The organism is Rheinheimera muenzenbergensis (assembly GCF_036984005.1).
GTDB classification, from domain to species: Bacteria; Pseudomonadota; Gammaproteobacteria; order Enterobacterales; family Alteromonadaceae; genus Alishewanella; species Alishewanella muenzenbergensis.
This window is the reverse complement of the sequence record NZ_JALAAR010000002.1, coordinates 214,536-241,032: the sequence shown is the minus strand read 5'-3', so window position 1 is coordinate 241,032 and position 26,497 is coordinate 214,536. Positions and strand designations below refer to the sequence as shown.

Genomic DNA, 26,497 nt, shown 5'->3' with positions numbered 1-26,497 from the left:
TGGCCGTCAAAGCGACACCTCACTGCCTTCAAGCAGATAAAACGGATACACCATATTGTGCCGGCTGTTACTGCTGCGAATTTGGTAGCTGAGCCTGAGTAACAACACGCCATCGTACAGTTGCTGCAAGTCTGGCTCGACCTGCAGTAAGCGGATACGCGGCTCGTAAAACAGCACCGCGTGCTCGATGGCCGCAATAATATTAGCCAGCACATGCTCGTCCAGCGCACTGAATACATAAGGCTGCAACGCGCAACCGTACTCCGGCTGCATCAGGCGTTCACCCGGCCGGGTAGAAAATAATATATGCAGGCTTTGCGCAATGTCCTGCTCGTCGGTCACCATCGTCGTCTGACAATTGTTAACGCTGAACGTCGGCGGGAAAGCCCAACCGATGCCGATAAACGCATTATCCGGCTGCTCGCGACTCATTTAGCCTCCTATTATTACCGTAGCGGCGCCCATCACCACAGTACCGCCATGTGCACAATTGTCACCCAGCCGGGCTGCAGGTTTACCGCCAATCATCACTGTTGCCGAGCCTTTGATGATACTGTCGGGCGGCCCGACACAAATACAGCTGTCACCCAGCACCGCTGCCGGCAGTTTTTCTATCAGCACCGTTGGTATCCCCGGCCCCAGCACCGGACCGCCGACATGCGGAATAGGTGGCAAGCCCGGTGTTTGCATCGGACACTGGTGCATATCGGTTAAACGTGCTGCCGGTGGCATAGTCTCTCCTGTGACTGCATCGCTAATTAATCATTACCATGGCGCCCTTTACTGTGGTCTGGCCGCTGGCCGACACCTCAGCACTGGCATTACCCTTGGCGGTAAAACCTACCTTGGCTTGCTGGCTGATATTCAGCGCCTCGGCGGTAAAATCGGCTTTGGCGCCAAGCTCTATATTGCCCACAGCCTGCAGGCTGATTTTGCCTTTGGCGTTTAAACTGATGTCTTTTGGGCTATCGAGCAGGATACCGCTGTCGGACAGCTCGACTTTATTGCCATGCTGATCTTGCAGCAGGATGGTTTTGCTATCGTCATCCAGTACAGCTTTATTGCCAGCCGGAGTAAAAATGCTGATTTTCTTTTTGTCTTCGTCATATTCCAACGTCAGCTTGCTGCGACTGACAAAGGCTTTAAGATTGTTTTCTGCTGCATGCTCATAAGCTGGCTTTTGCTTACTGCTGTAAACACTGCCGAGGATCACCGGGTAACAGGGATCGTTATTCAGATAACCTAAAATCACCTCATCTGCTATTTCTGGTACGCAATACTGGCCAAAGCCATTTGAAGCATAAAAGCTGAGTAACCTGGCCCAGACGCCTTCGGTTTGCGCTTCCAACAACGGTACTTTTACCTGAATACGATATTCACCGGCCGGATCGGCATCCAGCTTCTGTACCACGCCAATTTGCAGGCCGTTGACCGCCGGTAGCAAGCCGCCAGCCGCCGGCGCGCTGATATCGCTATTTTCAGCAAACCACTGCGCCGACATGCCAAAACTGACCTGGCTGACCCAATCGCCCTGGCTCACGCTGTGACGCACCTGGCTGATAAACACCTTGCCGTTAAAGCGCTCGCCGACACCGTCAACCTGCAGCAATACGCCGGGCTTTAACAGGGCCGAGCCCTGACAGCGCAGTTCACCACGAATACGCGACAACGCAGATTTCAGCTGCTGCGCCTTAGCCCAGCCGGTTAAGCTATCGTTGCTAAGTGGCACTGTTGTTTGCAAACGACATTCAGCAAGGTTAGCCACTTTGGCCAATGTATCGGCATTGAGATTACCCTGGGCGGTTAAGCTTTCTGTACTGGCTTCGCTGTTTTGTATTTGCTGGCTGGCCGGATCCCAACTGACCGCTTTAACCGAGCTGAACTGCTGGCTGGCATCAAGACTGGCATTAAAACTCAGTAAATCGTCACCGTAGGTTACTTTTAACACCGGCTCGCCACTGACATCCGGTGGGGCTATATGTAAAGTACCGTCATCTATGCACAGCAGCATGCCGTTGACCTCGGCCCGCAACAGCATAAAATCCCAGTCTGTGCTGTAATATTGCACCAGCTCGGCATGGCTTTCGCTGGTTGCGGTAGCGTCGCAGCTAACACTGTATTTGCCCGCCAGCTGTTGCCAGATGTCACTGTCGGTCATGTCGACAAAGTTGGCGTTATTGCGCGCCAGCGTAGCGGCAAACAGCGGATCACGACACTCCACCACTAGCTCGGCCTGATTATTACCGCGCACAGTCAAACTGTGCTTTACCACAACGCCGCTAAAGACCTGCTGTTCATCGTCTTCATAACCCAGTTTCACCACTAGCTTGGCGCCGGGTGCCAGCTGGCTTTGGTTTGACAGCGGAAAATCTTTATTCGGCATGTCACCGTCGCTAAAGGTTAATACCGCCAATGGGATGCGGTTTAACGCCTTGGTAATTTCCACACTGACCACACTGATACTGTCAGCCAGCTCTGTACCATCACTGCTGATGGTTAAGCGTACCGGGCCCTCGGCCCCTTGCAGCGGAGAATTGGCCATGGTTACCTCAAAGGTGGAAAATACAGTACGGTACCGGGGACCAGCATGCTGATACTGTCGAGCTGATTAAACTCGGCCACCGCCAGGTAGTAGCTACTGTCTTTATACTGGCGGTAACACAGCAGCGGCAGCGTATCACCGGCTTTAACATGGTATTGATGCGTTAAATCCGGCGATTGCCTGTCCGCTTTCAATGCCTCCTGTTTATTTGACATATAACTGCCAAAATTCAGCTTTATTTTTGCCCTAAGCGGGTCTCCGCCGGGCTTAAAGAGGGTGTAATCCAGTGTCATGCTGCTCAGACGGCCAATAAAGCTGAAGCTTTGGCCCCATTGCAACTTAACTATGCTGGGTTCGTGCTTCTCGCCGACATAGTGATACACGACGTTTTTCAGCTGCTTAACCTGCTCGCTAACCTCTGTTGCTGCCGCTTGCGGTACTGCGCCGGTGCCATCCAGCACCAGCTCAAAGCTGAGTTTTTCCTGCTGGTACTGGCTTAGCTTGCTTTCCACCGCCGATTTACCTATTGGCAGGTTAGTGCTGCTGTCGCTGTTATAGCTAATACCCAGCTGGTGGTTCAGGCTGGCAGGATTGATCATGGCCTGAAACCGGCCTGCACCACTGGGCTGACCGTTTTGATCGCAACAACTGATACTTAGCAGGGTTTTGCTGCCACTCATCAGCGCGGCCTCTGCTCAAAGCGGGCCTGCTCTACCAAGCGCTGGCATTCCTGCAAAATATCCTCTTTTAACTGCCGTATCACTTCGGCTTGCAGTGCCTGCAGCTGATGCTGCTCGGGTTCAGGTTCCAGCAGCGTAGATTTGACAATCAGTCGGCTGACTTCTATCGGCATAGGCTTATTTCTCCCGGCTCAGATATTGATAGCTAAACTCCAGTTTCTCTATCGCCACTTCATTTTTACTGGCATTAAAGGCCTCTACCTGCCAACTGACCGGCCAGGCATTGACAAAGTCCCAGCTGCGCGCCGGCTGGCCTTTATTATCAAGCAGCGCCACGCTGATACTCATCGGCGTAATGGCGCTGTCGAGGCCCTGCTCAAACACCTTAAGACACCACTTTATCAGCGGTGAATTAAGGTCGGCGATGCCGCGTTTTAACACCAGATTGCTGTGTTTTACCGCTTTGGGCAACCGGTGCACAAAGCGGTTTTCCCCCCCTTCTACTACGTCTTCGGTATCGATTTGCACGCCGATGCCGGACACCTCCTGAAAGGCGGTGTCGGCGCTATCACCGCTGGCAGCAAATTTCACCCTAAAGTAAAACGCCGGTAGCGGATATTCTGCCTGCTCAGTCATACGGCGTTACCTGTCAGGGGTTATCAATGGTGATACCTTCGTGCACAATTTCGATGGTTTCTATCGCCACCTCATTGCCATCAGACTTCAGATCAGTGCCGGTGATCTTGGTGGGCCAGGCATTGGTTAGCGTCCACACCATAGTGGTGCCGCCGGCTTCATCCAGCAAACTGATGGTAATGGGCAGCCGTTTGATGGTGTTCATCTTGATCTGGCTAAACCAGGCCCAAAACTTGTTGTCGGATTTATACACGCCTTTTTTCATCGTCACATTGCCGGACTTTTTCAGCCCCGGCATCTTAGTGGCAGAAAACACCGGGTTGTCGCCGGCACGGTATTCAATAATTTGTGCCTCAACATCCAAACCGGACACTTCCTGAAACGACATTACTTCTGAATCCCATTTCACCTGAAAATAAAACTTCGGTAACGGCCATACCGAAGTGGATTGAGTTGAACCGTCATCAGCCATTTTTTAGCTCCTTTGTATGCCTATTCGTAGTCAGTTAATCAGGACTTCTGCATCTGCTGCTGGAAAGTAATTTCAATAAACTCGGCCGGCCGGATCAGCGCTACCAATACCGTTACGCGTAAAATGCCTTCGAGAATATCTTCTGAGGTCATGGTTTCACCCAGACCAACACTTACACTGAAAGCGTCTTCCGGTGAGGCGCCGGCTAAGCCGCCGCGTTTCCAGATGCCGGTGAGGAAATTACGGATCATGCTTTTGATGGTGACCCAGGTGCTGGCTGTGTTGTTTTCAAACACATAAGCTTTGGTACCAAGCCGGATAGATTCTTCCAGCATAATCATGGTGCGCCGCACACTGATATAGCGCCAGTCCAGGCTGTTGCCATCCAGGGTGCGGGCGCCCCACACCAAAGTGCCCTCACCAATAAAGGTACGAATTGCATTAACTGACTTACCTTGGGTGCTGACGTTTAAATCTTCCTGCTCATCGTGGGTAATATTGACTGCCGGGGATACCACCGCACTTAAACTGACATTGGCCGGTGCTTTCCATACGCCCTTAGTGTTGTCTACCATGGTATAGATACCCGCCATCGCCGCCGCCGGTGGGAGTAAGTTCAGCACGGCGCGCATCTGGCTAATCAGCTGGCTGTACAACGGGCTGATGGCTTTTAGGCTTTTGTGTAATAACATTTGTTTTGCGACGCGCTCGGCACTGTCCAGTGTGCTCCAGTCGGCGCTGATCTCGGCAATCGCATCCAGCTGCTGCTGCAGTTTCAGCTGCGCCGCTTTATCGGCTGCCGTTGCTTTTGCATCCAGCGCTGGCAGCTCATCCGGCAGGTTGCGCTCTTGCTTTAGTAGCGTTTGTAACAGCTCAGCCGGTGCCAGATTCTGATAACTCAGATCGCGCTCCTGTACTATGCTGGTGTTCAGCCACGGGTAGTAAGCGGTAGCAAAATCCAGATAGTTAATACCTAATTTGCCGCGGAAGTTGTCGATGCAATCACCTTCCGGATGCTGGCGCGGTTTATAGCCCTGCCACACATCTAAAATAGCAACCCTGTTGCGCATTTTACCGCCACAATGCGCCAGCGCGGCCTGCTGTACGGCAATACAGTCGTCCTCTTTCAGCAGTACCGCTTCGGGGATCACCAGCATGGTCGGTTCCTGCTCTTTAATCAGCTGATCGATACCGGCCATTAATTTAGCGCCTTCAATATCATCACTGTAGCTGCCAACCGAGACGATATAGCAAGGCCCGCCACCGTTTTGATAAAACAGCATCATGGCGTAATACAACTGGTTTTTACCGCTGTCATGGCTAAGCTGGTAGGATTTTCCTGCGACACTAAAGGTGTTGTCAGCTGGCGCTGTCGCTTCGGCCAGGCCAAACATCGGCGTTGGCGCAAAGCCAAAATAATTGTGAAATTCTGACATCGAGCTGATACGCATCGGCTGATTAGTCAGTGACTTAGTGCCATTTAGTGCCTTGTCGGTATAACCGATAAATGCCGGTACTGCCGTTGCAACTTCCACTACCGAATTGGGAAAGGCATTTTTTTCTACGATATAAACGCCAGGCGTTTTCATCTGCCCCATGATTAGATCCTTTCTGGTTAATAGTTAAGATATATTTCTGCCAGGTTACGCTTTACTCCGTTTACTACTGTGGTGCCCAATTGCCCGGCTGCCGCTACCGGCAACCGTTTAATTAAAACTTTTTCACTACTGTCACCCTGGCTTACCAGTGCCAGGCGGTAAGGGCTCTGCTGTGCCAGGGCCAGTAAATCGGTAGAATCAAATACTTTGGCGCGCCGGCCGTTAGCCAGAGTGACATCGGCTTGCTGTACAAATTGCGCGGTCGCCGCCTGCGAGCCGGCTTGTGTCAGATCGCGAATACGCAGCGGTACCGCAAAGTTGTCGCCACACAGGTAATAGCGCCAGATGCTGCGCCGGCTGCCAAATTTGATCAGATAATGTTTAGCCGGCTCAGCCGCTAGCGCCGTGATATCGTCGTGTTGCAGCGTAACGGCCAACACCAGTTGTGGCAGCGGCGCTTGTGTCAGTTCTGCCAGCCCGCTTAGCCTGGCATCATCGGCGAAAATAAGCGCAGCGCTATCCAGTTCGGCGCCAGCATGCAGGCGATGCACCCCGTCCTGCTGTACGGCACTGCGGCTATCGCAGTACCACAACTGGCCCGGTTGCAGCGCAGCAGCAGTGTAACTGCCAAACAATGCATCACGGCTATACAACAAAAAATACAGCGTTAATGCCGGCTTACAACAGGCGGCCGCAATATCGGCCCGGCTGCTATCAAGCAGCAGCATGGCACCTTGTTTTGTTGGCTTGAATAGCAGCTGAGCATTACGCAGCGCCCGTTGGCTGGTTGCACTTGGCAGCAGCTGCGCCTGTTGCAGATAGCCAGAGCTAAAATAACTGTGTTGTAAGTGAAACTGGCACAGCGGCAGATAACTCATGCTTTGCCGCCCAGTTCACTGATTGGTTTTGACAGCAAGCTGCTTTGACTGTAAATATCGGCACCGTCAAAACTGACCATCCGCACCTTGTACAGTACTGACGGCAAATACTTACCACTAAGCATGCCCCATAAGTTGCTGGCATCCTGAATACTGAGGTTTTCCAAATCCAGTGTCAGCCGTTCAATTGCCTGATCCAAATCAGGCAAGTTTTGGCGGTTAAACAGAGGGTTACGCTGAAAAAAGCTGATACAGGCCGACAACAGCGTTAAGGCATCAGTGTAATTGGCACCGTTAAAATTGGCCGCCAACATTAAATATAAGTTCAGATGCAAAGGTGGCGCACTGTTGGCACTGCGGCTAAAGCCGGTATCGAGCAGGCTGGGGTTGTTTCTGCTGGCGGACTCTTTTTCAATGCCAACCAAAAACAGCGCCAGCTTGTTATTGGCATGAATGCAGGCGCTGCCGTCGGCCTCATTTAAGTTCGACACCAGCACGATATCTTCATCTAGCTTAAAATTCTGCCGCAAAAACCGGTTTAGCTGAACCGCCAGTTGCGTCAACGTCTTCGCTATCATATTGCTCTTCTTCCAGCCAAACGTACACCACACAGCCTTCATGGCTGTGACCGATACATCCTGAATTACTTTACGACTGGCAACGCAGCAGCACTAACAGGCTGTCGCGCTGGCCTTGATCTGCAACGGCGGTAAAAGCAAATAACGACACTCGAACGGCAGTTATTTATACAAGCAGGGTACTTAACGCACTTAAAGATAGTGGCTGCGCAGGACAATGCAAACATATCGCAAATTTATCATCTGAAAATCGACTGGAGCGAAAACCACAAGCCAGGCTGTTGTGTTAGCACGGCTGGCATTGAGTTAAGTTGTCAGCTCTGTAACAATGGCAGCAGTTTTTTTACAGAGATCCTGTTATGCGTTTTTTTGCTTTCGGCCGCATTAGCCTGTATCTGGCATTAGTGCTATTTGCCCAGACGGCGACAGCACAGTGGCATCGCCAGGCCTTTCACACCCTCGGCACCCAGGCGTATATTGAATTTTGGAGCCCGGACGCCAATGCAGCTGAGATCATTACCCAGGTTCAGGCCGAATTTGAGCGCATAAATCAGTTAATGAGCCCTTACATTAGCAGCAGTGAACTGAGCATCTTAAACCGCGAAGCCGCCAACTCAGCAGTGCAGGTATCCGACGAGCTGTATCAGCTGTTGCGCCAGGCGCGGCAGGTGTCAGAGCTGAGCAATGGTGCCTTTGATATTACTTTCGCCTCGGTGGGTTTTTACTACGATTACCGCGCCGGTAAAAAACCAGATCGCAGCCAATTGTTGCAACAACGTCAGTATGTCAATTATCAGAGTGTACAACTGCTTAGCGATAATAAAGTGCGCTTTGCCCAACCTGGCGTCAAGATTGATTTAGGTGGTATTGCCAAAGGTTATGCCGTAGAGCGAGCCATGAAAATTATTGCGGCGGCAGATATTAAACACGCCCAGCTTACTGCTGGCGGTGACAGCCGTTTGCTTGGCGATAAACGCGGTAAGCCCTGGCTGGTTGGCATCAGGCACCCACGCCAGGATGCAAAATATGCCGCTACCCTGCCACTGCAAGATACCGCCATTAGCACTTCAGGTGACTACGAGCGCTACTTTATTGAAGAAGGGGTGCGCTACCACCACATTCTCGACCCGAAAACGGGCCAAAGCACTACCGGTTTAATGAGTGTCAGTGTCATCGGTGCCGACACCGGCCGCACGGATGCCCTGACGACAACGCTGTTTGTGCTGGGCTTGCAACAGGGTATGCAACTGATAGAACAAATACCTGATTACGAAGCCATTTTTATCAGTGCCGACCATACACTGCATTTTTCCAGTGGCCTGGCACAATAGCCTGACTAAGCGCCAATAAAAACACTGGGCAAGGGCCTAACTTTGCAGTAAATTCTGTGTAAGGTAATTCAGTTCGGGTAAATAGCACTTCTATGCACTGGCGTTGTTGTCTGATATTGCTGTTGTTAATGGCAGCCGCTCTGCAGGCCGAGCCAGCTGCGCCCTGTAAGCTGCGTATGTCAGCAGAAACAGACTTTCCACCCCATCTGATTAAGCAAGACCAGCATTGGACCGGCCTCAGTGTTGAACTGATGCAAAAGCTGGCGGCTAAAGTAGGCTGTCAGCTCGAATTTATTAACAGCCCCTGGCTGCGGGCAATACAGCAAAGTGAAGCCGGCGAGCTGGATGTGCTTAGCCATCTGTCATTTAATCCGCAACGTCAGCAGCATTTTGCTTTTATCGGCCCGCATCATATTGAAGCCATTTATCTGATTGGCGAAGCGCAAAGCCTGCCGCAACTGCATGAATTAACCGAGCTTAGTGAAAACATTGATCTGGGCCGCATTGCCACCTTACATGGCGCCTACTATGGCGAAGAGTTTTCCCGGCTGATGCAGGCGCCTAACTTTGCCCGCCAGTTAGTTATCATCAGCAGCATTCAGGATAAACTGGCGCTGCTTAGGGCGCATAGGGTAAATGCCATACTGGAAGATATTTCCGTACTGCGCTACTGGCAGCAACACCAGTATCCGCAGGCAGCTAAGTACGAGCCACTGCTGAAAGTGTTTGAAAGTCCTGTATATTTTGGTTTTAGCAAAGCCTCATTGTCAGCACAGCAGCTCAATCAGTTGGTTAATGCCTGGCAGCAGTTATATGATGAAGGCGAGCTGACGCCGATATATCAGAAGTATCAGATAATCAATGCTGACAAGCTTACCCCGGCGCCGAAACTGTAGCGCTCTTAGCGCGTTAATAACGGTGCTGGCTCAGGTAAACTAATACGAAATTCTTCCAGCTGGTAGCGGCTAACAATAGACGCCAGACTGCCGTCATCATACAAACTTTGCCAGGCGTCGGCTATTTGCTGTAATTGCTCGGCGTTGAAGCTGGCGCGGCTAAAACCAAAATATACCGTGCTACGGTGTACCTCAAATAACGGCAGGTAACCGGCTGTCGGTAATTCACTGCGGGTTTTCCAATAGTGGTAAGCGGTAATGTCTTCCAGCACACCATGTACCCGGCCATTCAGTAGTAGCGCCTGTTTATCTTCGTTACCGCGGATAAAAACAAAACGGGTGCGGTTTTTCGCGTCATCTAAAATGCTAGCCAGCTCATCGCCATAGTAGGCACCGTTTAGTAACGCAATAATACCGGAGGTGCCTTTTTGCCTGAGCTGACTGGTATCCGTCAGGCCGCTGAACGCCTGCGGCACGCCAACCAAGTAGATAATTTCCAGCTGATGCGGGCCGATAAAGGCAAAATGGCTGCTACGCTCCTGGTTATAACTCAGGTGGCTGAGTACATCTAACTCACCTTGTTCAATCAGCTTTAACGAGCGCAGCCAGGGGCTGTGAATAAACTCCAGCGAGCAGCCAAGCTGCTGTGCCAGCCGGGCGAGTAAATCAACGTTCAGGCCCCGCCAGCTATCATCTTGCTGCATAATATAAGGCGCAAAGCTGGTTTCAATACCCATACGCCAGTTGCAGGCCACGGCTTGTGCCGGCAGGCTAACAGCTAAGACTAACGCGAACAGCAGTTTCATAATGGCTTGTACCTGTCTGGCAATGCTGGATCAACTATATACAGCCGGCAGCAAATTTGCCTGTCACAAGCACAAATATTCTGTTGCCGGCCGTTATTTAACCACACGCCGTCAGATAATAGGCGCAAAAGCAGTAAGCCTATCGACACTGGCTGCATTGCCCAGGCCATGAAAGGGCGCCACTTCCGCCAGACGGCCTTGTTCGCCATGCAGCGCCAGGTAATTTACTAAGACCGTTTGTACCAGCAAATTCACGTTATTGGCCGCTACCGACGAGCCGGTTTCAACGGACGCATCGGCCCGCATAAAGCCAATTTGCTGGTGCCGGGCTTGTTCACTGGCGCTGCCACCTAATAAAGACGGCCTGCCTGTCGGGCTGTATACCAGTATAAATGACGCCGCTGTTGAGGAGTTATCGCCGGTCCACTCGCCTTTGCCACGGCCCAGCTCAGACTCATCTATACGGCCATTACTGGCCACCGAGCCATCACTGTATACATACAGCATAAGCGGCTGATTCATCCGGGCTGCATATTCCAGACAGGCGCCGATGCAGCGGCCAGCCCGCAAATCGCGTAGCTCGCCGGTACCGCGCTCACCGGTATGGTAGTCGTAACCGCCAAGGGTAACAGAGCCGGCACCGGCAAAGCCGTTAACCACCAGCTTCATTACCGAGGCGGTTTTGCGAAACTCAGCGTCGCTATTAAATTCTTCCGCGCTGAAAATACCGGCAGGGCCAACGATATCTGTATCGGCGGCCGGGTCCAGCGTCGCCGGATTGCCGAAGCGATCGGCCAGATCGGCACTTTTCACATAACCACAGCGCAGCAGATCTTTAATCACCGCATCACGGCTGATAGTGGTATTAACCTTAGCCAGTTTACTGTCGCTGATGCGCTGTACCGACTCCATTACCGCCACCGCATCGCTTTGGTTGAGCAAACCAAACAAGTCGCCGACATCTACCAGGCCGGTGACATCACTGGGCCGGTCTATTTTGGTTGGCCGAAGCTCGGGATTATAAAACTCGATCGGTGCCATAGAGTTAGCTCCCGAGTCAGAATTGCGCGAACCTATCAGCGGCATCAGCGATCCGCTGGCACCGGCTTTGGCGATAGCATACATAGGGTTGTGCGGGTTATTGCCGGTATCGTTTTCCGAGCGCGACGGCAGCACAGCGCCATTGGTCATGGCCTGAGTGGCCATACTGGTGCGCTCTAAAATGCCGGCCAGCATTTGCGAGTCGCTATGAAAAGCTAACCCCAGCTGGCTGTTAACAAAGCCCGCCGCCGGATCAGCGCTGTTTACCGCCTGCGGCACCATATCGGCCGGCAAGCCTAATTTGCTGTAACCTTGAACCGATAGAAAATCCAGCTGACCACCGGCGCCGCCCACCAACACATTAGAACCGGCAATATTGGCACCACCGGCCAGATCAAAACAGATAAACGGAATTTTACCGGCGCCCTGCACATTAATACCACATTGCTGTTTTAGCGCTTCCAGATCGGGTGATAAATCAGCATAGGCTTTACCCGGGTTAGCAAACAAACTCAATACTGAGCCACTGGTGAGTACCGCTGCGCCAAAGCTCATGCCGCAGGCAATAAAGTCGCGCCGGCTCACCGGCTTACTATGGCAGGCGTGCAACAACGGACTGTCTGGCTGTAAGCTTGCTTTACGTTTCATGTTATTTCTCCTACTGCAGCAACAGTTCTGCACTGGCCAGTACCGCAGTACAGGCCGCTTTGGCAATGGTTTGACTGCGATCACTGCTGCAGCTGGTGCTGCAGTTACTTAACCGGTTGATCAGTGCGTCGAGCTCGGCTGTCACCTCAGTGCGATCTGCCGACGTTTGCACTGCCAACGGCATTAAGCGATCCAGTAACGGCTCAACAAATAATGCCCGGTTAGCCTCGCTGTACACTGTCGCCGGTGCGGCAGAAAAATCCACCTGCGCAAACCAGCTTTGACGGATGGCACTGTCATTTATAGCGGCATTGCAATAGGCAATACCCAGCTGGGTAATTGCCATTTGCTGTGCTGAAACAAAGGTATCAATGCTATCTGCCGAGGGTAACTGGCGCTGAATGGTTTGGTATACCTCTGCCACGCCGCTGTGCTGCTGTCCGACACCGGTTAGTGCACTCATACTGGCATGAATTTCGGCAAAGGTTCTAAGGCCTATATCGCTGTTTGGCTGCGTCACGGCAATAATTTGCTGCAGCGGTGCTGTTGTCGTAGTACGGACATTTTCCCGGCTGCCAATACGGGCAAACGACAGAAAAAACTCATCGCTGGCAATGCCCTGCTCGGCAGCAATTATAGTGCCCAGTGCCGATAGCGGCTGGCCCGCGGCCAATGTAGTGCCACCGGCCAGCGTAAATTGTTGCTTCAGCCAGGCCTGACCGGTTACCACTTCTTTGCCGTTTAACCCCAGCGCCATACCACGGATCTGCAGCTCGTCGGTTAAACTGCGGCCTTCGAGGTTAACCAGATAGGGCGCATTAAATAAATAGGAGTAGCTGTCAAACTGGGCCACCTCAAATACGATATAGGTGTCTGCAACATCAATTAAATCGCCAATGCCAAACAGCAGATAGAACTTTTGCCCTACCCCGACATCATAATTTTGCTGAATTTGAGCTGCTGTTAATGCCTTATTGTGAATGGCCAACAGTCTGATGCTGCCCTGCCACTGCCGGTTACCATTGGCTTCGTTACCAAGGATCAGCGCATAAGTATCATCCCAGTTACGAATGGCGGCGGCCGTATCGCGCACACCGGTGTCCTGGCCGTTAACATAAATTCGCCGGCCATTTACCGGATCCTGTGTCAGCACCACATGCTGTAACGTGGCCTGCAGCACTTCGTCGGCGTCTGCGGTGCTAAGCGCCGGTATACCGGCAAAATCACTACTGTCAGAGCGCAGTAAAAAATCATAGTTGTACTGGCTTTGGCCCAGCGTCAGATTGCGCTCGGTATTGCTGCCGGCATAACTGACAATGGCCGCCGGCCCCTCCTGGGTAACATTGGCCGGTACCAGCCAGGCCTCGATACTAAGCTCGCCGGTAGCAGAAATAAGCTGCGCCAGCTTACGGCTGTTTTGGGTGCTGGCCTGGGCCCGACCAGAGTTTATCTGCAAGCCCCAACCTGTTATCCAGTTAATATCGCCCTGCAGGCTTAAGTTAGCCGCTGGTTCAACGCCTGAGGTATCATAAGCAATAGCACCTTCCCCGGTTTTAAACTGGTAAAAGGCAATCTGGCTGGCTTCAAAACGGCCGCCACTGGAGGCGACCACACCGTCATCCAGCCGCAATGCTTTGGAGACAACAAGCGCCGGATCGATAGCGGTTAGCTCAACGCTGGCAGCAATTTGTGTAATCGCGCTTAGCATGTCAGCAGCATTAGCTGTGCAATCGGACCAACAGTTATGAAACTCACCTCCTAAGCGGGCAACAAAACGCGACAGCTCAGGTGTATCCAGATTAATCAGCTTGCGGCTGGCCTCGTAGGCGGCAGCCAGATTGGCATCAGCAAAAAACGGCGCTTGCGCTTGTGCAGCATCGGGCGCATGGCAATTAACACAGTATTGCCGCAATAACGGGTAAACCGTACTGCTAAACAGTGCCGGCTCTGCCGGTAACGCTTTGCTGGCACCCGGCTCACGCACCGGCGGCGCCACCAGCGTTACCGCAGCGGCTTCAGTGTCGCTGCTATTGGCCCAGTTACGCAGCCACTGCGTTAAGGTATCGGCACAGGCCGTATCGCTGGCCAGCCAACAGTTGTGGCCGCCACCGACTTTAGTCACCAGTAAAGACTGCGCCGGATCGGCCAGGTTCACCAGTGGCGTAACCGCAGCATAAGCCTGGTTAATATCGTCATTGCGGGCAAAAAATGGGGCTGTGTTGCCCTGCACATGACAGGCACCACAACGGCTACTCAGCGCAACATTGTCCCACATTGTCAGCTTAAATAACTGAATATCATCGGTTTGTGGTGCAGGGCCGGTGTAATTAGTATTGTCTTCCTGCACCGGCGGCGGCGGGTTCTGCTCCACTTCAGCGCCACCACAGCCGCCAAGCAACACGCTGCATACTAGTATGGGTATGGCATAGTATTTCATCATCAGTCTCCCATACAATATAACGCCGTGTCGGCGAATACCTGCTTCATCCGGTAGCCGCCGGCTTTAAAGCTGTCGGTAATGCTATGCAGCGCATTGACATCACTGAGGCTTTGCGGCTCGCGTAAACAGACGGTACGAAACGCTTTTTTAACCTGACACTGGGCAAAGGCTTCGGTATGCGCCAGCTCCTGGCCCAGACTTTTGGCACCACTACCCTGGCCTGGTAAAGTGTTGTCCCAGCCCAGTGACTGGTTCTGGCCTTCACGCCAGTAATTTTGCCAGCTGTCATCCGGGGTACTAAAACCGTACGGGAAGGTGCCGGCATTAATATGATACTTCGGCTGCACCCGGCTTTGTGTCTGGCTGTTTAACGTGCCCGGTGCCTGATAAAAAATACGGCCATTACTGCCGTCTTCATCGGTAAACTGGTAGTCGTAGTATGCAAAAGCCTGCGCCAGTGGGTCCATACCGGCATGACAACCAACACAACGGTTATTAAAAATACGGCTATCGCCGCCCGGGCTGCGGCTGACATCCTGGCGGATCCGATCGGTTGGCCGGCTGATATCCTGCAGCGGCTCTAAATCCGTACACAACTGGCTCATCAGGGTAAAACGGAACATGGCACGGTTAGTACCGAGGTAAAAAAATGCTTTAGCCGCCGCGCGGCTGGTCATGACCCCGGCAGCTGCATCGGCCGGTATTCCATTTAGTGTACTTTGTGCCCTGGGCTGCAGATACTGGGCCAAATCAACCGCCTGCTGCTCCAGCGCCAGATAGTGCGCATTGCTGTCACTCTGATAAGGCGGCAACCCTAAACTGTCAGCGCCAATATATAAGATATCGGTTTGCAACAGCTGGCGGTAATCGACCTCATCGCGCACTAAGCCAATTACGGTTGCGACATAGTCATTCAGCGGCTCAAACACATCCTGATCGCGGTTAGTCGCAGCGGTGGCAAACAACTTTAATGTGGTACGGTAAAAGTCCGGATGCTGCATCGCCAGCCCGGCCGCAGCACTGCCATTGCCGTTTTCCAGCAATGCCTGCATCTGGCTTAATGTCGTCGCATCAGCGGGTACCCCGGCTAATCTGTCATGCAGCCGCCGGGCTTGTTCTAACGAGCCCGCCATTGCCGGGCTGTTGTGTAGCAACAGCGCCAGCATAAAGCAGCCCGCTGTTAACATAGTTCTTATCATAGTACGCATCGTTATTTACCTCCGGATTAGCCCGGTAAGAACTCAACTGTCCAGGTTGAACGGGTTAGCGCTACCTGGGCCGCGCCAAAATTTACCCCTCGCAGGCGCAGCGTTAGTTGCCGCTCCAGTTTGCTGTCGTTTAACTCGCTGCGCACTATACTGACGTCGGCCAGGCTGCCATCCGGGTTAATTACCAGTTCAAACACTACCTTGCCTTTTAGCAGCGGATTGGCGCGCAGTGCCCGGCTGTACAAGGTATAGAGGCTACTTTTATTGGCCTCCAACACCCGGCGGATTTCCGCTTCAGACCGGCCCTGGCCGCCACTACTGCTGCTGTTATTGCTGCGCGGCTGGGCATCTTTGCGACCGGTTGCCGACAAGCCTTGCAGAACCGTTTCGGCCAGCGCCGTCGAGCCGGTGTCGGCCAGTTCAGAGCGGACTATATCACCGGCTACCGCAGCCGCTTCGGCCGTGGCAAAGGTTTTGGCGGCTTCATTGCGCAGCAAAGTGCGTTCGACCTGGGTAGCCTGTTGCTCTCCGCTGCTTTTTACCTGCGGTGCAGTATTGTTAAGCTGAAAACTTTGTCGCAAGGCAGCTAAGTCGTCGCGCATTGCCATCAATCCGGCCTGCTCGGCTTGCTGGCGTGCCAGTTGCGGATCCGGTTTTACCTGTTCTGGCGTCGCTTCTACCGGTTTCGGTTCTGGTTTAGGCGGCTCGATAATTTGTTCAGGCTGCGGCTCAGGCTCTGGCGGTGGTGGCGCTTTGCGCTCTTCAAGCAACACCCGCGCCAGCTGCGGCGGTAACTGCTCCTGTAGCTGCCGGCTACGCTCGGGCACCGTAATCGCCGGCACCACAACCGACACCAGCAGCCATATCACCAGGCCCGCCAGCAGCAGACGGTAAAAGGTTTTATCTTCGCCGGCCAGCTGCAGCGTCTGATTGAACTGCGGTGTCATAGCGCTACTCACACTGCTCATGGCGCCTCCGTCTGCGCTGTCGCAGCGGCTGTCAGCTCTACCGCCAGCGACAAGTCCCGGTATTCGGTAGCGGCGCAAATTGCCATCAGTTGACGTAACACCAGATAAGGTGTCGCCGCATCGCCGAGCAAGGTCAGGGCCCGGCCGGTTGGCTGCTGCGCTTCAGTTAACGGCGCGGCGCGTGCCGAAAGATAGTTCAGCTCAGCCGTTAAGGCAGTGGCCAACTCCGGTTGCCAGACGCTGACATCCTGTTGCCAGTCACCCTGCCATACCGGTTTGCCCTGAACTAAAATGCCGTTAGCGGTGATCGTCAGCATCACCTGTTCGGTCGGCAACTGCTCTGACACCGAACGCGGCAGGCTGATATCCTTATTACTTTGCAACACCTTAACTTCGGATTGGTTAACCATCAGGAAAAATACCAGAATGGTAAAAATATCCATCAACGCCACCAGATTTAACTTACTGGCCTGCGCCAGCCGCTGGTTTTGCCGCGCCAGGCGTTTTGCACGAAATGACATCTTCATGGTGCGTCCTCCGCCTGCGGTAACTGGCCTAACGCAATTTGCGGAAACAATTCAGCATCCACCAGCTGGGCCGCCACCACAGCTTTAAACGAGCGGACGGTGTCCATTGCCGTGATCAGCGTCTGGTAGTCCAGATCATCCGGCGCCAGTATGCTGATATCCTGCTTTTCAATCTGCTTTTGCTGCAAAATCAGTTTTAAATCCTGCAAATACAGGCTTAGTGCAGCAAAATCATGCTGGCCCTGCTCGGTAAGCTCAAATACCCGCAACGGTTCACCGGCCGGGTAATTCAGCCGCAGCCGGTCAGCGTGAATTTCCAGCTCCAGTTGTTGTGGCTGCTGTTGCTCCTGCTGCAATTGTTGCTCGCTAAGCGGCGGCAACTGAATATGCAACACCCGGATCTGGGTGAACACCAGGCTGAGCAGCAATACCGGCACCAGCACGATCATCAGGTTCATAAAGGACGTGATATCAAGCTCTGCATCGGCTATGGCAGCTTTACGCCTTCTGAACATCCGCGCCACCTTCTGCTTTTTTTGCCAGGCTGTTCATCAGCTTAATGCCGACCATTTCCATGGTGTCGATAATACTGGCGGTTTTACCCTGCAGCAGTGAATGAACAAACACCAGCGGTATCGCCGTAATCAAACCAAAGGCCGTGGTGTTCATTGCTACCGAAATACTGGATGATAACAAGCTGGCTTTTTCCGACGGATCGGCATTGGCTACCGCAGAAAACGCAGCAATTAACCCCATTATGGTACCCAGCAGGCCCAATAAGGTGGCGACATTAGCCAGCGTGGCTAAAAACGGCGTGCGCTTTTGCAGGCGCAGGCTGTATTCCAGCACCACCTCTTCCATGGCGTATTCCATATCTTCGCGCCGCTGCGACAATTGCAGCCGGTTTACCCCGCTGGCCAGCATCGCCAACAACGGCGCCGCACTGCTGGCTGCCAGCTCGGTAATACGCGGCGTATCAGCCTGGGTTACCGCAGTTTGCACCTGGCGAAAAGCGCGTTGATTGACAGCGTAAACCGAGCGCAAAAACCACCAACGTTCGACGGCAATCACAATGCCCAACAGCAGAATAAAAGCGATCGGATACATAAAGGCACCGCCTTCCTGTAAAAACCGGATTGTGCCGTGAAAAAAATCCATCAAATATGTCCTCTTATTGTTGTTGTTCCGGGTTAACTAAACGGGTTTGTACCGCGCCTTGCTGCACGGCGATAAAACGTAAAAATTGCTGCCTGTCCAGCGGCGACACCCTGGTTTGCGGCGCAGCCAGGCTGGAAGGTGGAATACGGATTTGCCCGACCGGTTGCTGCCAGGGCAACACATAAATGGTTTTCGGCTGTTCCTGATTACCACTGATGGTTGACTCAAGCTGCACGCTTTGTGGCAGGCGCTGTTGCGCGTTTTGCTGCACACTTTGCTGGGCACTTTGTGGCACGGATTGCTGCGCCTCTTGTTGCACAGATTGCTGCGCTAGGGGCGCCAGGCTAAAACAACACATCAGGCAGACCAGGATACGCTTAGTCATTGCCATTCTCCTGCAAGGTTGCTGCCGGCACAGTGCTGTCGGTTACCTGCTGCTGGTCCAGCTCTTGCTCAAGTAAAGCCAGCCACAGTTTCACCTGTTCATCTTGTGTCAGCTGATAATATTGCTGGTAGTGATAATGCGCCTGCAATGGCAAACCCAGATACAATTCATATAAAAACGCTAGGTTTTTATGCGCCATGGCATAGGGCTCACCACCGGCCAGTGCCTGTTTAAAATGCCGCTCGGCAGCTCGCATATCGCCGCGCTGCCGTGCCAGCACACCGAGTAAATTATGGCTGTCGCTGTGCTGTGGTGCCACGTCAATCGCTTGCTGCAGACTAAGCTGAGCGGCGTCTGTCTGCCTGGTATACCATTGTGCCAGTGCCAGGTTGTACCAGATCCCACCGGCGTCAGGTGCCTGTTTGCTTAGCTGGCTAAATTGGCTTAGCGCCGCAGGGTAATCCTTGTCCAGTAACAATTGTTTTGCTGCAGTAAATTGCTGCTGCAATTCTGCTGTTAATTGCGGCCTGGCGGTAACCACGGCTTCAGCCTCAGGCACAGTAACCGGCGTATCGAGCTGCGGTTGCGATGGCGGCAACTGAGCACAGGCTGATAGCAGTAACAGGCTTAAGCCACTAATACGCTTCATTGGCCACCCCGGAATACTGTTCAGTTTTATCAAATTTCGCCGGCAACAACTTAGCCAGCTCCGCAAAGCTTTGCGCTATCCAGCTATCCCATAGTTGTTGGCTGGTCAGGCTGGTGTTTTGCCGGTAAATGGCAATCGCCTGCTCTTCAAACGGATAGGCCTGCTCCTCCAGCAGCAGTTCATATTCTTCTAACGCCAGTTCTTCCAGGCCTTTGGGCCGGTCTGACTGCAGCAGCGCTGTAGCCATTTGCTGATATAAACTGGCCACGCGATATTGTGCTTCACTAAAGCTGGCCGCCAGGCCATATTGCATACTTTGCTCAAAGCGCTTTATTGCCACTGTCATATGCTGGCGTTTTTTCGCCAGGCTACTGCGCAGCGGGTGGTTTAAGCGTACTGCACTAAACAGCTTACTTTCATGCCGTCCCAGTGCCAGCAGTGCATCGGCAGCTAACTGACGGCTGCGTTCGTTGCCCTCGGCTGCATACTGTTGTTCAAAGCTGGCAATCTTATCCAGCCAGAAATTTTGCCTATAACTGTCTTGTTTCTGCTGGTACAGCTGTACCAGTTGGTAGCGCGCTTCCTGTGCCACAAGGTGCGGCTGCGGATAGCGATGAGCGTAGCTGCGGTAGCTGTTAACAGCGCCATCATTGTCGCCGGCTTTGTGCTGATACTGTGCGGCTAAATATAACGCCTCACGTTGCTGCTCAGCGTCGGTGCTACTTTTTACCAGTGCCAGTAATTCAGCTGCGGCATCTCCCCACTGTCCGGCCTGTTCATAACTGTCAAGTAACAGCGCTTTGGCGGCCAGCTGGCGCTCGCTATCGGTGTAACGCGCGATAAAACTGGTTAACAGCGGGATCACCGCAGTAAATTGCTGCGCCTGATGCAGCAGGCCAATTTGCTGGTAAGCAGCCGCCTGATGATAGGCTGAATCCGGCAGGGTGTGCTGTAAACGCGCCAGATGGGCCAGCACCGCATCAGCAGCTAACTGCGGTTGCTGCGCCTGTTGATAAATACTGGACGCCAACTGCTCTGTTAACAATGTTCTGCGCTCTGCGCTTAACGCGCTGCCGGCTTGCAATAAGGCGGTGATACTGGCTTCGGCACTGGCGTATAGGGCCAGTGCCAGCTCGCTCTGGCTGTGTAAAAAACGCGCTTCGAGTACCAGGGCCGCATCTGACTGCGCCGGGTGCGGCCAGTCAATCACACTGTTGCTGTGCGTCAGCACGCCCGGGTAATCCTGCTCGGTGTAGCGCAGTTGTAACTGTTGCAAGGCCACTTGCTGGGCAGCGGCATGCTGGCTGTGGTAACGGACAAAATCAGTTTGCTGTTGCCACAATCTGGCGCCGTTATCCTTGTAGCCGGCTGATAAAGTGCCGGCCAGTAACAGCGCCTTGTAGGCCGCATCCTGCGGGCTGAATAATGTTGGCTTATCTGCCAGTTGCTGATATCCCAGCTCGCTGTACAGCGCCAGCGCTTGCTCAGACATGGCCGCACCAGCGTAAGACTCGGCCAGCAGGTAGCGCAGATCGGCGCTGGAATAACGCTGTGCCAGGGCAGAGCGCTGTACTGCCGGCTCAGACAATATCGTCAGCATCTGTTGCCACAGCGGAATAGCCGCAGCATAGGCCGCCGGTTGCATTTCAGCGCTTTGTTGCTGCGCTGTGCGGTATTGGTTACGGGCAAAATAATCCAGATATTGCAGTAACAGCGGCGCGACTTCGATCAGCTCTGCCTCGCGCCCTTGTTGCCAGAAAGCGCTGCCAGGAGCAAATAAGGCGATATATCGCTGCTGCTCAGCCAAAGCCTGTGCCGCATCGGCATCAGCCAGGTAATACTCAATCAGTAATAGCTGCATTCTGGCAGCAGACAAACTGGCCGGATAGTCGCTGATAAACCGGCGGTAACTGTCCAGACTCTCGGCAAACAGCTGTTTTTCTGCCAGAAAGCCGGCCAGATTACGATACAAACGCTCAGTCAGGGCCAGCGGGCGCTCGCCACTGTAATAAGGCACCCGGCGTAACAGCGCCTGTAAACTCTCACCCTGTTGCTGATAACTCAGCGATACACTTAAGGTGTGCAGTACTTCCTGTTGCAGACTTTGCTGGTTGTCTTCATCGGCCAGATAGCCACTGTAGCTTTGATCCAGCACCTCTAAAAACTGCTCGTCAGCCTGTTCAAACTGCTGCAGTTTAAAGTAACTCCAGCCTGCCATATAACGGGCATGTTGTTGTAGCTGCGCATCGCCGGCGCCTAATACCTGCAAATAAGCGGCCAGTGCATCAGTATACTGACTGCGGCTATACAAAATATCCGCCTGACGAAACCATAACTCGGCGGCAAACTCTGACCTTGGATAATGCTGTAAAAACTGCTGCAGCTGCTCCAGACATGCCTGCTGCTGACCTAGTAAGTCATAGCTGCGGGCCAGTTGGTAGCTGATCAGTTCGTTATTAGGATCATCCGGGTACAGCTTGAGCAACTGCTGGTATTGCTGCACCAGTTGCTGCAATTCTGCCTGTTCTTGTTGTGCTGACAGCTCTGCCTTATCTAATCTGGCGGTATGCATTTGCGATAAGCGGTACTGAATTTTCTGCCGCATTTGCGCCGCCGGCTGCAATTGCAAGATCTGCTGATACAACTGTGCCAGCTGTTGTTCACTGACGCTGACATTCTGCGCCAGTATGCTGCGATCAAACGGCGCTATATCACCAAGCCGGGGCCGGCTGTGCTGGCCTGCTGGCCCGCTGCAGCCTGCAACCGTGGCCAGCGTCAGGGCAGAAAGAAGTGGCCAGAGTAATAGCGGGCGCTGACATGGCTGAGCAGTTAGCCGCTTAATCATTGCGCGCCTCCGCTTCAGCCGGCCCGGCAAGCAGCAACACCCGCTCCATCACCCGCGCCATGGCTTCTTTGTTGTAGCGTTGTAAATCTGCCAGCGTAGCCAAATCCTGCTGCCGTCGTTGCTGCAACTGTTGGTTTAACTGTGCCAACAGCCGTTGCTGCTGGCTAAGCAATGCCAGGTTTAGCTGTTGCTGCTGGCCATTAAGCTGGCCCAGGCGCAGATCTACCTGGCTTAACCGGGCGGCTTTGTCGCCTTGTTGCTGCAGTGCGGCCAGATTAACGTCCAGCTGCTGCACAGCGCTATCGAGTGCGGCCAGCGCGCGCTGGCGCTGCAACTGACGTTGCGCCGAGCTGTCGTAATATTGCCACTGTAACAGGCCACGCAGACGTTGCAGCCGCAGCTGATAGCTGGAGTTAGCGGGCTCTGCCCCGCTTGCCTGCAGCTGCGCCAGACGCTGCTCGGCCTGTTGCAACAAACTCAGCTGTGGATGCAGATTGTTATCGGCCAACAGCAGCGACATAGGCTCTGCGCCGGCCTGGCTGATGTGTTGCTTAAGTTGCCCGGCTTGCTGCAGTAGCGTTTGTTGCCGCTGTTGCAAAACAGGTAGCTGGCTGCTTAACAGTTGTTGCTGCTGCGCCAGTTTATACGCCGTTACCTGCTCAAGCCGGTTTAACCGTTGCTGCCGCACCGGTGCCTGGCGTAATTGTTGCTGCAGAGCCAGGATGTCCTGCTGTAGCCGGTTTAATTCATTGTGCTGCGACACTTGCAGTTGCTGCCAGTCTGACAGGCCCTGCTCTAACTGGGTAACCTGCAACGGCGCAGCTTGTTGTTCTATTAATTGCTGTTGCTGGCGGTAATACTGATCTGCCCAGCAATAGGCTGCCAGCGCGTCTTGTTGTTGCAGTGCCCGCTCCAGTTGTTCCCCGATGCGGGTTGCCGCCTGCCAGGCGATGATGCTAAAGGGCTGCAGTTTAATTTGTTGCTGCAACACCGACAGTAACGTCGGGATATGGCGTTGCTCGGTAAGAATGTGGCTGTATAGCCCCAGCGCAGCCGGGCTCAGTACGCTGTTGGCGGCGAAGTCACTTAAAATGGCATCTGCAGCGGCAAAGTCCTGTTGGCTGATATGCAGCTGGGCCTGTAACAATTGCAGATAATCATGCAGTGCCTGGTATTCATCCTCGGCATAAACAAAACCTTGTGGCTTCGACGCTAAATACCAATCACTGCTGAACAACAGTTGCCACTGGCCGCTAAACAGCAGTTGCCAGAAACTTTGCTGCTGTGGGCGCTGTAAATGCTGTTGCAGCCCATCCAGCCATTGCAGCGCCTGCTGCGGCTGTGCTTGTGCTAACGCCAGCGCCTGGTTACTAATGATATATGGCATTTCTGCCTGCTGTTGCAGGGCGGCGAAATCCGGTGCTGCCGGGATGTCGATGTGCGGCCAGTGTAGTAACTGTTGCAGCAACTGTTGCTGGCCCAGCCAGCTTTGATCGGCAGCAATATTTACCCGTGACAAGTAGTGTTTGGCCGCGCTTTCGTTGCCCAGCTCCAGCTGATGGCGGGCAAACTGTAACAGGGCAATATTTAACAAAGATTGCGGTAACCCCGCTGCGGCGTCGTCCTGTACCAGCGGTGCCAATACCTTAGCGGCATGTTGTGGCATCGCCAGTTGCAGGTATAAGCCGGCTTCAAGTAACTGCGTACGCTGATCCTGCTGTGGCGCCAGCTGCAGGGTTTCCAACGCCTGTGCCGGTTGTTGCAGGTAAAAAGCCCAGGCCGCCTGCCGGTAGTGCTGGTCGCCCGGCGCCGGTTGCGCCGATACAGCAACACTGCATAGCGCTAACCAGCAAGCTGCAGCTAGCGTCAATCGTTGGACCATGGCATCACAACAAATTCTGGCTGGTAATCACTGCTGCGGTCTTTGATCTGTAACTCCAGCAGCACGGCATCTTCGGCTTTATCAAACGGGTAGCTGACGGCACGGCGATAATCACGGTTGTCCGGCCCTTTGCCAACAAAAACGGCAGTAAGATTATGCTTACCGGCATTAACATTGGTTTTAAACAGCGGCTGAATTGCACCGCGTTGCAGCGCATGCCACTGCTGCTCGGTATACAGATGGGCGGCTATCGGTTTATCGTTTAGGTGCAGCTCTACGCTGTCGAGGCGGAAAAACTGGCCGGTATCTACCGATAAAAATAGTGCCAGCTGAGTTTGTGGCGGAAACAGCAGTTCTTCTTCCAGTAAAAATAATTCGCGGTTCAACTGTATAACCTGCTGTCGTAGCTGCTCCAGTTGTTCCGCTGCTGGTGCCGTATTGGCGTAGGCCAGATTGCCGGACCAGATTAACACCATCAGTACTAAGGCTCTCATGCTGTGTTCCTGTTAAAAATAAAGACTGAAAAACGCCCGCAACACATTGGCATCTAACCGGTAAAGTGGCTCTTGCCCGGTGGCTGTTTGCGTAATGGTTACGTTGCGAAAATTCTTATAATTAAAGCGGATATGGTCCCACTGCAGATTCAGCTCAGGCCTGGCGGTGGGCCAGAACGACCAGCGGCTTAGCTGATAACTGGCGCCCAAACCCAATGTCAGGTTGCTGAACTCACTTAGCTCTTTATCACGTGCCATAAAATTTTGCTGGCTGGCAAAATCAAATAAGTCACGGTAAAACTCTGCCTGACTCTGGCTGTACCAGCGCAGTTTGGCTTCGAGTATCCAGCGTTCTGTCAGCGGGTGCACATATTCCAGCTCGGTATCAAAGGCGCGGATATCCCAACTATCCTGATAATGGCGTAAATTCAGGCTTAAGGCCGCTCGGTATGGCAGGTACCATTTATTGACCAGTGACAATGCAAACGTGTTGCGGCTGTTAGGATAGACTTCGGCTTGCCAGGCAAAGCCACGCGGATCAGCGCTGTCGACATAGCGCACACTGCGATACGGGTTGTTTAAAAAGCCCTGATCTAAATCGACCTGCATATTCAGCGCCGCGATCCAACGACTACTAATTACCTGGGTTAAGCCAACTTTGTAGTTGGAGCGCTTTACCTGTTCACGAAAACTGTCATCACCATTGCGGCCAACAGTGTCATCGCCCAGACCGGCCTCCAGGCTCAGCGTGGTCATACCGCCAAAGGTGTCATGGGCTATACCAAAGGATACCGATTTGGCGTTATAGTCATTTTCATCGCTTTGCGCATAATTCAGGCTGATAATGCTGTTGCCGCTGAGGTAGTCGACACCCAAACGCGTTTCGCGGCGGGTTTCGGTATAGGCCGATGCTGTTGCCTGCACATCAATAGAGGCACCTGAAACCGTATCTACATAATGATAAGCCGACAGCGACACCGACTGGCCGGCTTTTTTCCTGAGCATAAGCGCCGGGCCGTCGATAGACACGCCACCGCCCTGATAACTGTGATACAGCAGATCGGCCCTATCTTGCGGCAATACAGCAGCGTGCACTGCAGCGCTGCCAGCCAATAGCAATACAATCAGTAGTCTAATTACAACCACAGCCACCGCCTGTACTGCCATTAGCACCTTTTGCCGCTTCACGGGAGTCCTGTACGTGTGCAACATGCTGCAGCGCCACCGGGTGGCGGCCAAACGCCATTATCGGATCGGCCAGCTGGTTTCGCTCGTACGGCTTAACCCAGGGTTCAATGCTGGCACAGCCCGTACTAGCCAATAACAATATGGCTAGCAGGCATGAAGGCAAACCGCGCTTATTCACGCAGAAGTTGCTTAATATCGTTTTCATATTTTTTCTCGTAGCCGGGCTGATAACCGCGATGCACTGCCCGAACCTTGCCATCTTTATCTAAAATCACCGTCGTTGGCATCGCATCCACCTGATATGCCTTAGACACACTGTTATCCAGATCAAACAAGATAGGAAACGCCACCTGCACTTTGCTCAGGTAGTTTTTTGCTGCGCTGCTGTCACTCTCAACGTTAACGCCCCATACCTGTACACCCAGTGGCTGATATTTCTGCGCCAGTTTATCCAGTGCCGGCATTTCCTGAATACAGGGGCCACACCAACTGGCCCAGAAGTTAATCAGCATGATGTCGCCTTTTTGCTCTGCCAGCCGCAAATTACTGCCATCGAGTGCTTTAAGGGTAAAATCCGGCGCTGTTGCCCACAGCTGGTTACTGGCAAGCAGCAACAACAAGCTGATAATCCACTGTTTCATAATGTC

The 26,497-nt window shown here is 53.2% G+C and carries 28 protein-coding genes; 2 read left to right on the top strand and 26 right to left on the bottom strand.

Annotated elements, in window-relative coordinates; all coding sequences use genetic code 11:
* Positions 1–6 precede the first annotated feature (6 nt).
* Genes MN202_RS03310 through MN202_RS03265 form a run of 10 tightly spaced genes read right to left on the bottom strand, consistent with a single transcriptional unit; the run spans position 7 to position 7,384 of the window.
* Entirely contained in the window at positions 7–432 is a 426-nt protein-coding gene (locus MN202_RS03310; RefSeq protein WP_335734665.1) for a GPW/gp25 family protein, read from the bottom strand.
* A complete protein-coding gene (locus tag MN202_RS03305; RefSeq protein ID WP_335734664.1) occupies positions 433–732 on the bottom strand; it encodes a PAAR domain-containing protein in 300 nt (99 codons plus the stop codon). It abuts the gene before it with no gap.
* Between the two features lie 22 nt (positions 733–754).
* A complete protein-coding gene (vgrG, locus tag MN202_RS03300) occupies positions 755–2,542 on the bottom strand; it encodes a type VI secretion system tip protein VgrG (protein WP_335734663.1) in 1,788 nt (595 codons plus the stop codon).
* A gap of 2 nt (positions 2,543–2,544) precedes the next feature.
* A complete protein-coding gene (locus tag MN202_RS03295) occupies positions 2,545–3,222 on the bottom strand; it encodes a LysM peptidoglycan-binding domain-containing protein (RefSeq protein ID WP_335734662.1) in 678 nt (225 codons plus the stop codon).
* Positions 3,222–3,395, bottom strand: coding sequence for a hypothetical protein (locus tag MN202_RS03290; RefSeq protein ID WP_335734661.1), 174 nt, complete (start codon positions 3,393–3,395; stop codon positions 3,222–3,224). Before MN202_RS03290 ends, MN202_RS03295 begins: the two co-directional genes overlap by 1 nt.
* Before the next feature lie 4 nt (positions 3,396–3,399).
* Positions 3,400–3,858 carry a phage tail protein gene (locus MN202_RS03285; RefSeq protein WP_335734660.1) on the bottom strand — a complete coding sequence of 153 codons (459 nt, stop codon included), beginning with the start codon at positions 3,856–3,858 and terminating at the stop codon, positions 3,400–3,402.
* A 13-nt stretch (positions 3,859–3,871) separates the two neighbouring features.
* Positions 3,872–4,330, bottom strand: coding sequence for a phage tail protein (locus tag MN202_RS03280; protein ID WP_068229268.1), 459 nt, complete (start codon positions 4,328–4,330; stop codon positions 3,872–3,874).
* A 38-nt stretch (positions 4,331–4,368) separates the two neighbouring features.
* Complete coding sequence (locus tag MN202_RS03275; protein ID WP_335734659.1) at positions 4,369–5,928, bottom strand: phage tail sheath family protein; 1,560 nt, start codon at positions 5,926–5,928, stop codon at positions 4,369–4,371.
* Positions 5,929–5,945: 17 nt separating this feature from the next.
* Entirely contained in the window at positions 5,946–6,806 is an 861-nt protein-coding gene (locus MN202_RS03270) for a hypothetical protein (protein WP_335734658.1), read from the bottom strand.
* Positions 6,803–7,384 (bottom strand): Pvc16 family protein, encoded by a 582-nt coding sequence (locus tag MN202_RS03265; protein WP_335734657.1) that lies wholly within the window; start codon positions 7,382–7,384, stop codon positions 6,803–6,805. Before MN202_RS03265 ends, MN202_RS03270 begins: the two co-directional genes overlap by 4 nt.
* A gap of 359 nt (positions 7,385–7,743) precedes the next feature.
* Here MN202_RS03265 and MN202_RS03260 point away from each other — a divergent pair, with 359 nt between their 5' ends.
* Both MN202_RS03260 and MN202_RS03255 read left to right on the top strand, forming a co-directional pair.
* Positions 7,744–8,715: an FAD:protein FMN transferase gene (locus MN202_RS03260; RefSeq protein ID WP_335734656.1), complete on the top strand. Its 972-nt coding sequence runs from the start codon at positions 7,744–7,746 to the stop codon at positions 8,713–8,715.
* 176 nt (positions 8,716–8,891) lie between these two features.
* Complete coding sequence (locus tag MN202_RS03255; protein WP_335734655.1) at positions 8,892–9,611, top strand: substrate-binding periplasmic protein; 720 nt, start codon at positions 8,892–8,894, stop codon at positions 9,609–9,611.
* Between the two features lie 5 nt (positions 9,612–9,616).
* On the opposite strand, the gene MN202_RS03250 is transcribed toward MN202_RS03255, so the two are convergent.
* The 16 genes from MN202_RS03250 to MN202_RS03175 form a co-directional block, all read right to left on the bottom strand.
* A complete protein-coding gene (locus MN202_RS03250) occupies positions 9,617–10,417 on the bottom strand; it encodes a substrate-binding periplasmic protein (protein ID WP_335734654.1) in 801 nt (266 codons plus the stop codon).
* 111 nt (positions 10,418–10,528) lie between these two features.
* Positions 10,529–12,106: a hypothetical protein gene (locus MN202_RS03245; protein ID WP_335734653.1), complete on the bottom strand. Its 1,578-nt coding sequence runs from the start codon at positions 12,104–12,106 to the stop codon at positions 10,529–10,531.
* Positions 12,107–12,116: 10 nt separating this feature from the next.
* The gene (locus MN202_RS03240; RefSeq protein ID WP_335734652.1) at positions 12,117–14,546 is read right to left on the bottom strand and encodes a LamG domain-containing protein; all 2,430 of its coding nucleotides are present in this window, start codon (positions 14,544–14,546) and stop codon (positions 12,117–12,119) included.
* On the bottom strand, positions 14,546–15,754 hold the full coding sequence (locus tag MN202_RS03235) for a hypothetical protein (protein ID WP_335734651.1): 1,209 nt from the start codon (positions 15,752–15,754) through the stop codon (positions 14,546–14,548). The genes MN202_RS03240 and MN202_RS03235 overlap by 1 nt, the downstream gene beginning before the upstream one ends.
* Positions 15,755–15,771: 17 nt before the next feature.
* Positions 15,772–16,722, bottom strand: a complete 951-nt coding sequence (locus MN202_RS03230) for an AgmX/PglI C-terminal domain-containing protein (RefSeq protein ID WP_335734650.1) — start codon at positions 16,720–16,722, stop codon at positions 15,772–15,774.
* A complete protein-coding gene (locus tag MN202_RS03225; protein WP_335734649.1) occupies positions 16,719–17,249 on the bottom strand; it encodes an ExbD/TolR family protein in 531 nt (176 codons plus the stop codon). Before MN202_RS03225 ends, MN202_RS03230 begins: the two co-directional genes overlap by 4 nt.
* Positions 17,246–17,764 carry a biopolymer transporter ExbD gene (locus tag MN202_RS03220; protein WP_335734648.1) on the bottom strand — a complete coding sequence of 173 codons (519 nt, stop codon included), beginning with the start codon at positions 17,762–17,764 and terminating at the stop codon, positions 17,246–17,248. The genes MN202_RS03225 and MN202_RS03220 overlap by 4 nt, the downstream gene beginning before the upstream one ends.
* Entirely contained in the window at positions 17,748–18,407 is a 660-nt protein-coding gene (locus MN202_RS03215; RefSeq protein WP_335734647.1) for a MotA/TolQ/ExbB proton channel family protein, read from the bottom strand. The genes MN202_RS03220 and MN202_RS03215 overlap by 17 nt, the downstream gene beginning before the upstream one ends.
* 13 nt (positions 18,408–18,420) lie before the next feature.
* The gene (locus tag MN202_RS03210) at positions 18,421–18,792 is read right to left on the bottom strand and encodes a hypothetical protein (protein ID WP_335734646.1); all 372 of its coding nucleotides are present in this window, start codon (positions 18,790–18,792) and stop codon (positions 18,421–18,423) included.
* Positions 18,785–19,441 (bottom strand): tetratricopeptide repeat protein, encoded by a 657-nt coding sequence (locus tag MN202_RS03205; protein ID WP_335734645.1) that lies wholly within the window; start codon positions 19,439–19,441, stop codon positions 18,785–18,787. Before MN202_RS03205 ends, MN202_RS03210 begins: the two co-directional genes overlap by 8 nt.
* Positions 19,428–22,286 (bottom strand): tetratricopeptide repeat protein, encoded by a 2,859-nt coding sequence (locus tag MN202_RS03200; protein WP_335734644.1) that lies wholly within the window; start codon positions 22,284–22,286, stop codon positions 19,428–19,430. The genes MN202_RS03205 and MN202_RS03200 overlap by 14 nt, the downstream gene beginning before the upstream one ends.
* The gene (locus MN202_RS03195) at positions 22,279–24,156 is read right to left on the bottom strand and encodes a hypothetical protein (protein ID WP_335734643.1); all 1,878 of its coding nucleotides are present in this window, start codon (positions 24,154–24,156) and stop codon (positions 22,279–22,281) included. The genes MN202_RS03200 and MN202_RS03195 overlap by 8 nt, the downstream gene beginning before the upstream one ends.
* Complete coding sequence (locus MN202_RS03190; RefSeq protein WP_335734642.1) at positions 24,153–24,662, bottom strand: AraC family transcriptional regulator; 510 nt, start codon at positions 24,660–24,662, stop codon at positions 24,153–24,155. Before MN202_RS03190 ends, MN202_RS03195 begins: the two co-directional genes overlap by 4 nt.
* Before the next feature lie 12 nt (positions 24,663–24,674).
* Entirely contained in the window at positions 24,675–25,808 is a 1,134-nt protein-coding gene (locus MN202_RS03185) for a DUF3570 domain-containing protein (protein ID WP_335734641.1), read from the bottom strand.
* Complete coding sequence (locus tag MN202_RS03180; RefSeq protein ID WP_335734640.1) at positions 25,795–26,028, bottom strand: DUF4266 domain-containing protein; 234 nt, start codon at positions 26,026–26,028, stop codon at positions 25,795–25,797. Before MN202_RS03180 ends, MN202_RS03185 begins: the two co-directional genes overlap by 14 nt.
* Positions 26,021–26,491, bottom strand: a complete 471-nt coding sequence (locus MN202_RS03175; RefSeq protein WP_335734639.1) for a TlpA family protein disulfide reductase — start codon at positions 26,489–26,491, stop codon at positions 26,021–26,023. Before MN202_RS03175 ends, MN202_RS03180 begins: the two co-directional genes overlap by 8 nt.
* Positions 26,492–26,497: the final 6 nt, after the last annotated feature.

Excerpts from the sequence above, each read along its gene's own strand:
- MN202_RS03310 (WP_335734665.1), bottom strand. The coding sequence starts at position 432 with ATGAGTCGCGAGCAGCCGGATAATGCGTTTATCGGCATCGGTTGGGCT.
- MN202_RS03305 (WP_335734664.1), bottom strand. The coding sequence starts at position 732 with ATGCCACCGGCAGCACGTTTAACCGATATGCACCAGTGTCCGATGCAA.
- vgrG (WP_335734663.1), bottom strand. The coding sequence starts at position 2,542 with ATGGCCAATTCTCCGCTGCAAGGGGCCGAGGGCCCGGTACGCTTAACC.
- MN202_RS03295 (WP_335734662.1), bottom strand. The coding sequence starts at position 3,222 with ATGAGTGGCAGCAAAACCCTGCTAAGTATCAGTTGTTGCGATCAAAAC.
- MN202_RS03290 (WP_335734661.1), bottom strand. The coding sequence starts at position 3,395 with ATGCCGATAGAAGTCAGCCGACTGATTGTCAAATCTACGCTGCTGGAA.
- MN202_RS03285 (WP_335734660.1), bottom strand. The coding sequence starts at position 3,858 with ATGACTGAGCAGGCAGAATATCCGCTACCGGCGTTTTACTTTAGGGTG.
- MN202_RS03280 (WP_068229268.1), bottom strand. The coding sequence starts at position 4,330 with ATGGCTGATGACGGTTCAACTCAATCCACTTCGGTATGGCCGTTACCG.
- MN202_RS03275 (WP_335734659.1), bottom strand. The coding sequence starts at position 5,928 with ATGGGGCAGATGAAAACGCCTGGCGTTTATATCGTAGAAAAAAATGCC.
- MN202_RS03270 (WP_335734658.1), bottom strand. The coding sequence starts at position 6,806 with ATGAGTTATCTGCCGCTGTGCCAGTTTCACTTACAACACAGTTATTTT.
- MN202_RS03265 (WP_335734657.1), bottom strand. The coding sequence starts at position 7,384 with ATGATAGCGAAGACGTTGACGCAACTGGCGGTTCAGCTAAACCGGTTT.
- MN202_RS03260 (WP_335734656.1), top strand. The coding sequence starts at position 7,744 with ATGCGTTTTTTTGCTTTCGGCCGCATTAGCCTGTATCTGGCATTAGTG.
- MN202_RS03255 (WP_335734655.1), top strand. The coding sequence starts at position 8,892 with ATGTCAGCAGAAACAGACTTTCCACCCCATCTGATTAAGCAAGACCAG.
- MN202_RS03250 (WP_335734654.1), bottom strand. The coding sequence starts at position 10,417 with ATGAAACTGCTGTTCGCGTTAGTCTTAGCTGTTAGCCTGCCGGCACAA.
- MN202_RS03245 (WP_335734653.1), bottom strand. The coding sequence starts at position 12,106 with ATGAAACGTAAAGCAAGCTTACAGCCAGACAGTCCGTTGTTGCACGCC.
- MN202_RS03240 (WP_335734652.1), bottom strand. The coding sequence starts at position 14,546 with ATGATGAAATACTATGCCATACCCATACTAGTATGCAGCGTGTTGCTT.
- MN202_RS03235 (WP_335734651.1), bottom strand. The coding sequence starts at position 15,754 with ATGCGTACTATGATAAGAACTATGTTAACAGCGGGCTGCTTTATGCTG.
- MN202_RS03230 (WP_335734650.1), bottom strand. The coding sequence starts at position 16,722 with ATGAGCAGTGTGAGTAGCGCTATGACACCGCAGTTCAATCAGACGCTG.
- MN202_RS03225 (WP_335734649.1), bottom strand. The coding sequence starts at position 17,249 with ATGAAGATGTCATTTCGTGCAAAACGCCTGGCGCGGCAAAACCAGCGG.
- MN202_RS03220 (WP_335734648.1), bottom strand. The coding sequence starts at position 17,764 with ATGTTCAGAAGGCGTAAAGCTGCCATAGCCGATGCAGAGCTTGATATC.
- MN202_RS03215 (WP_335734647.1), bottom strand. The coding sequence starts at position 18,407 with ATGGATTTTTTTCACGGCACAATCCGGTTTTTACAGGAAGGCGGTGCC.
- MN202_RS03210 (WP_335734646.1), bottom strand. The coding sequence starts at position 18,792 with ATGACTAAGCGTATCCTGGTCTGCCTGATGTGTTGTTTTAGCCTGGCG.
- MN202_RS03205 (WP_335734645.1), bottom strand. The coding sequence starts at position 19,441 with ATGAAGCGTATTAGTGGCTTAAGCCTGTTACTGCTATCAGCCTGTGCT.
- MN202_RS03200 (WP_335734644.1), bottom strand. The coding sequence starts at position 22,286 with ATGATTAAGCGGCTAACTGCTCAGCCATGTCAGCGCCCGCTATTACTC.
- MN202_RS03190 (WP_335734642.1), bottom strand. The coding sequence starts at position 24,662 with ATGAGAGCCTTAGTACTGATGGTGTTAATCTGGTCCGGCAATCTGGCC.
- MN202_RS03175 (WP_335734639.1), bottom strand. The coding sequence starts at position 26,491 with ATGAAACAGTGGATTATCAGCTTGTTGTTGCTGCTTGCCAGTAACCAG.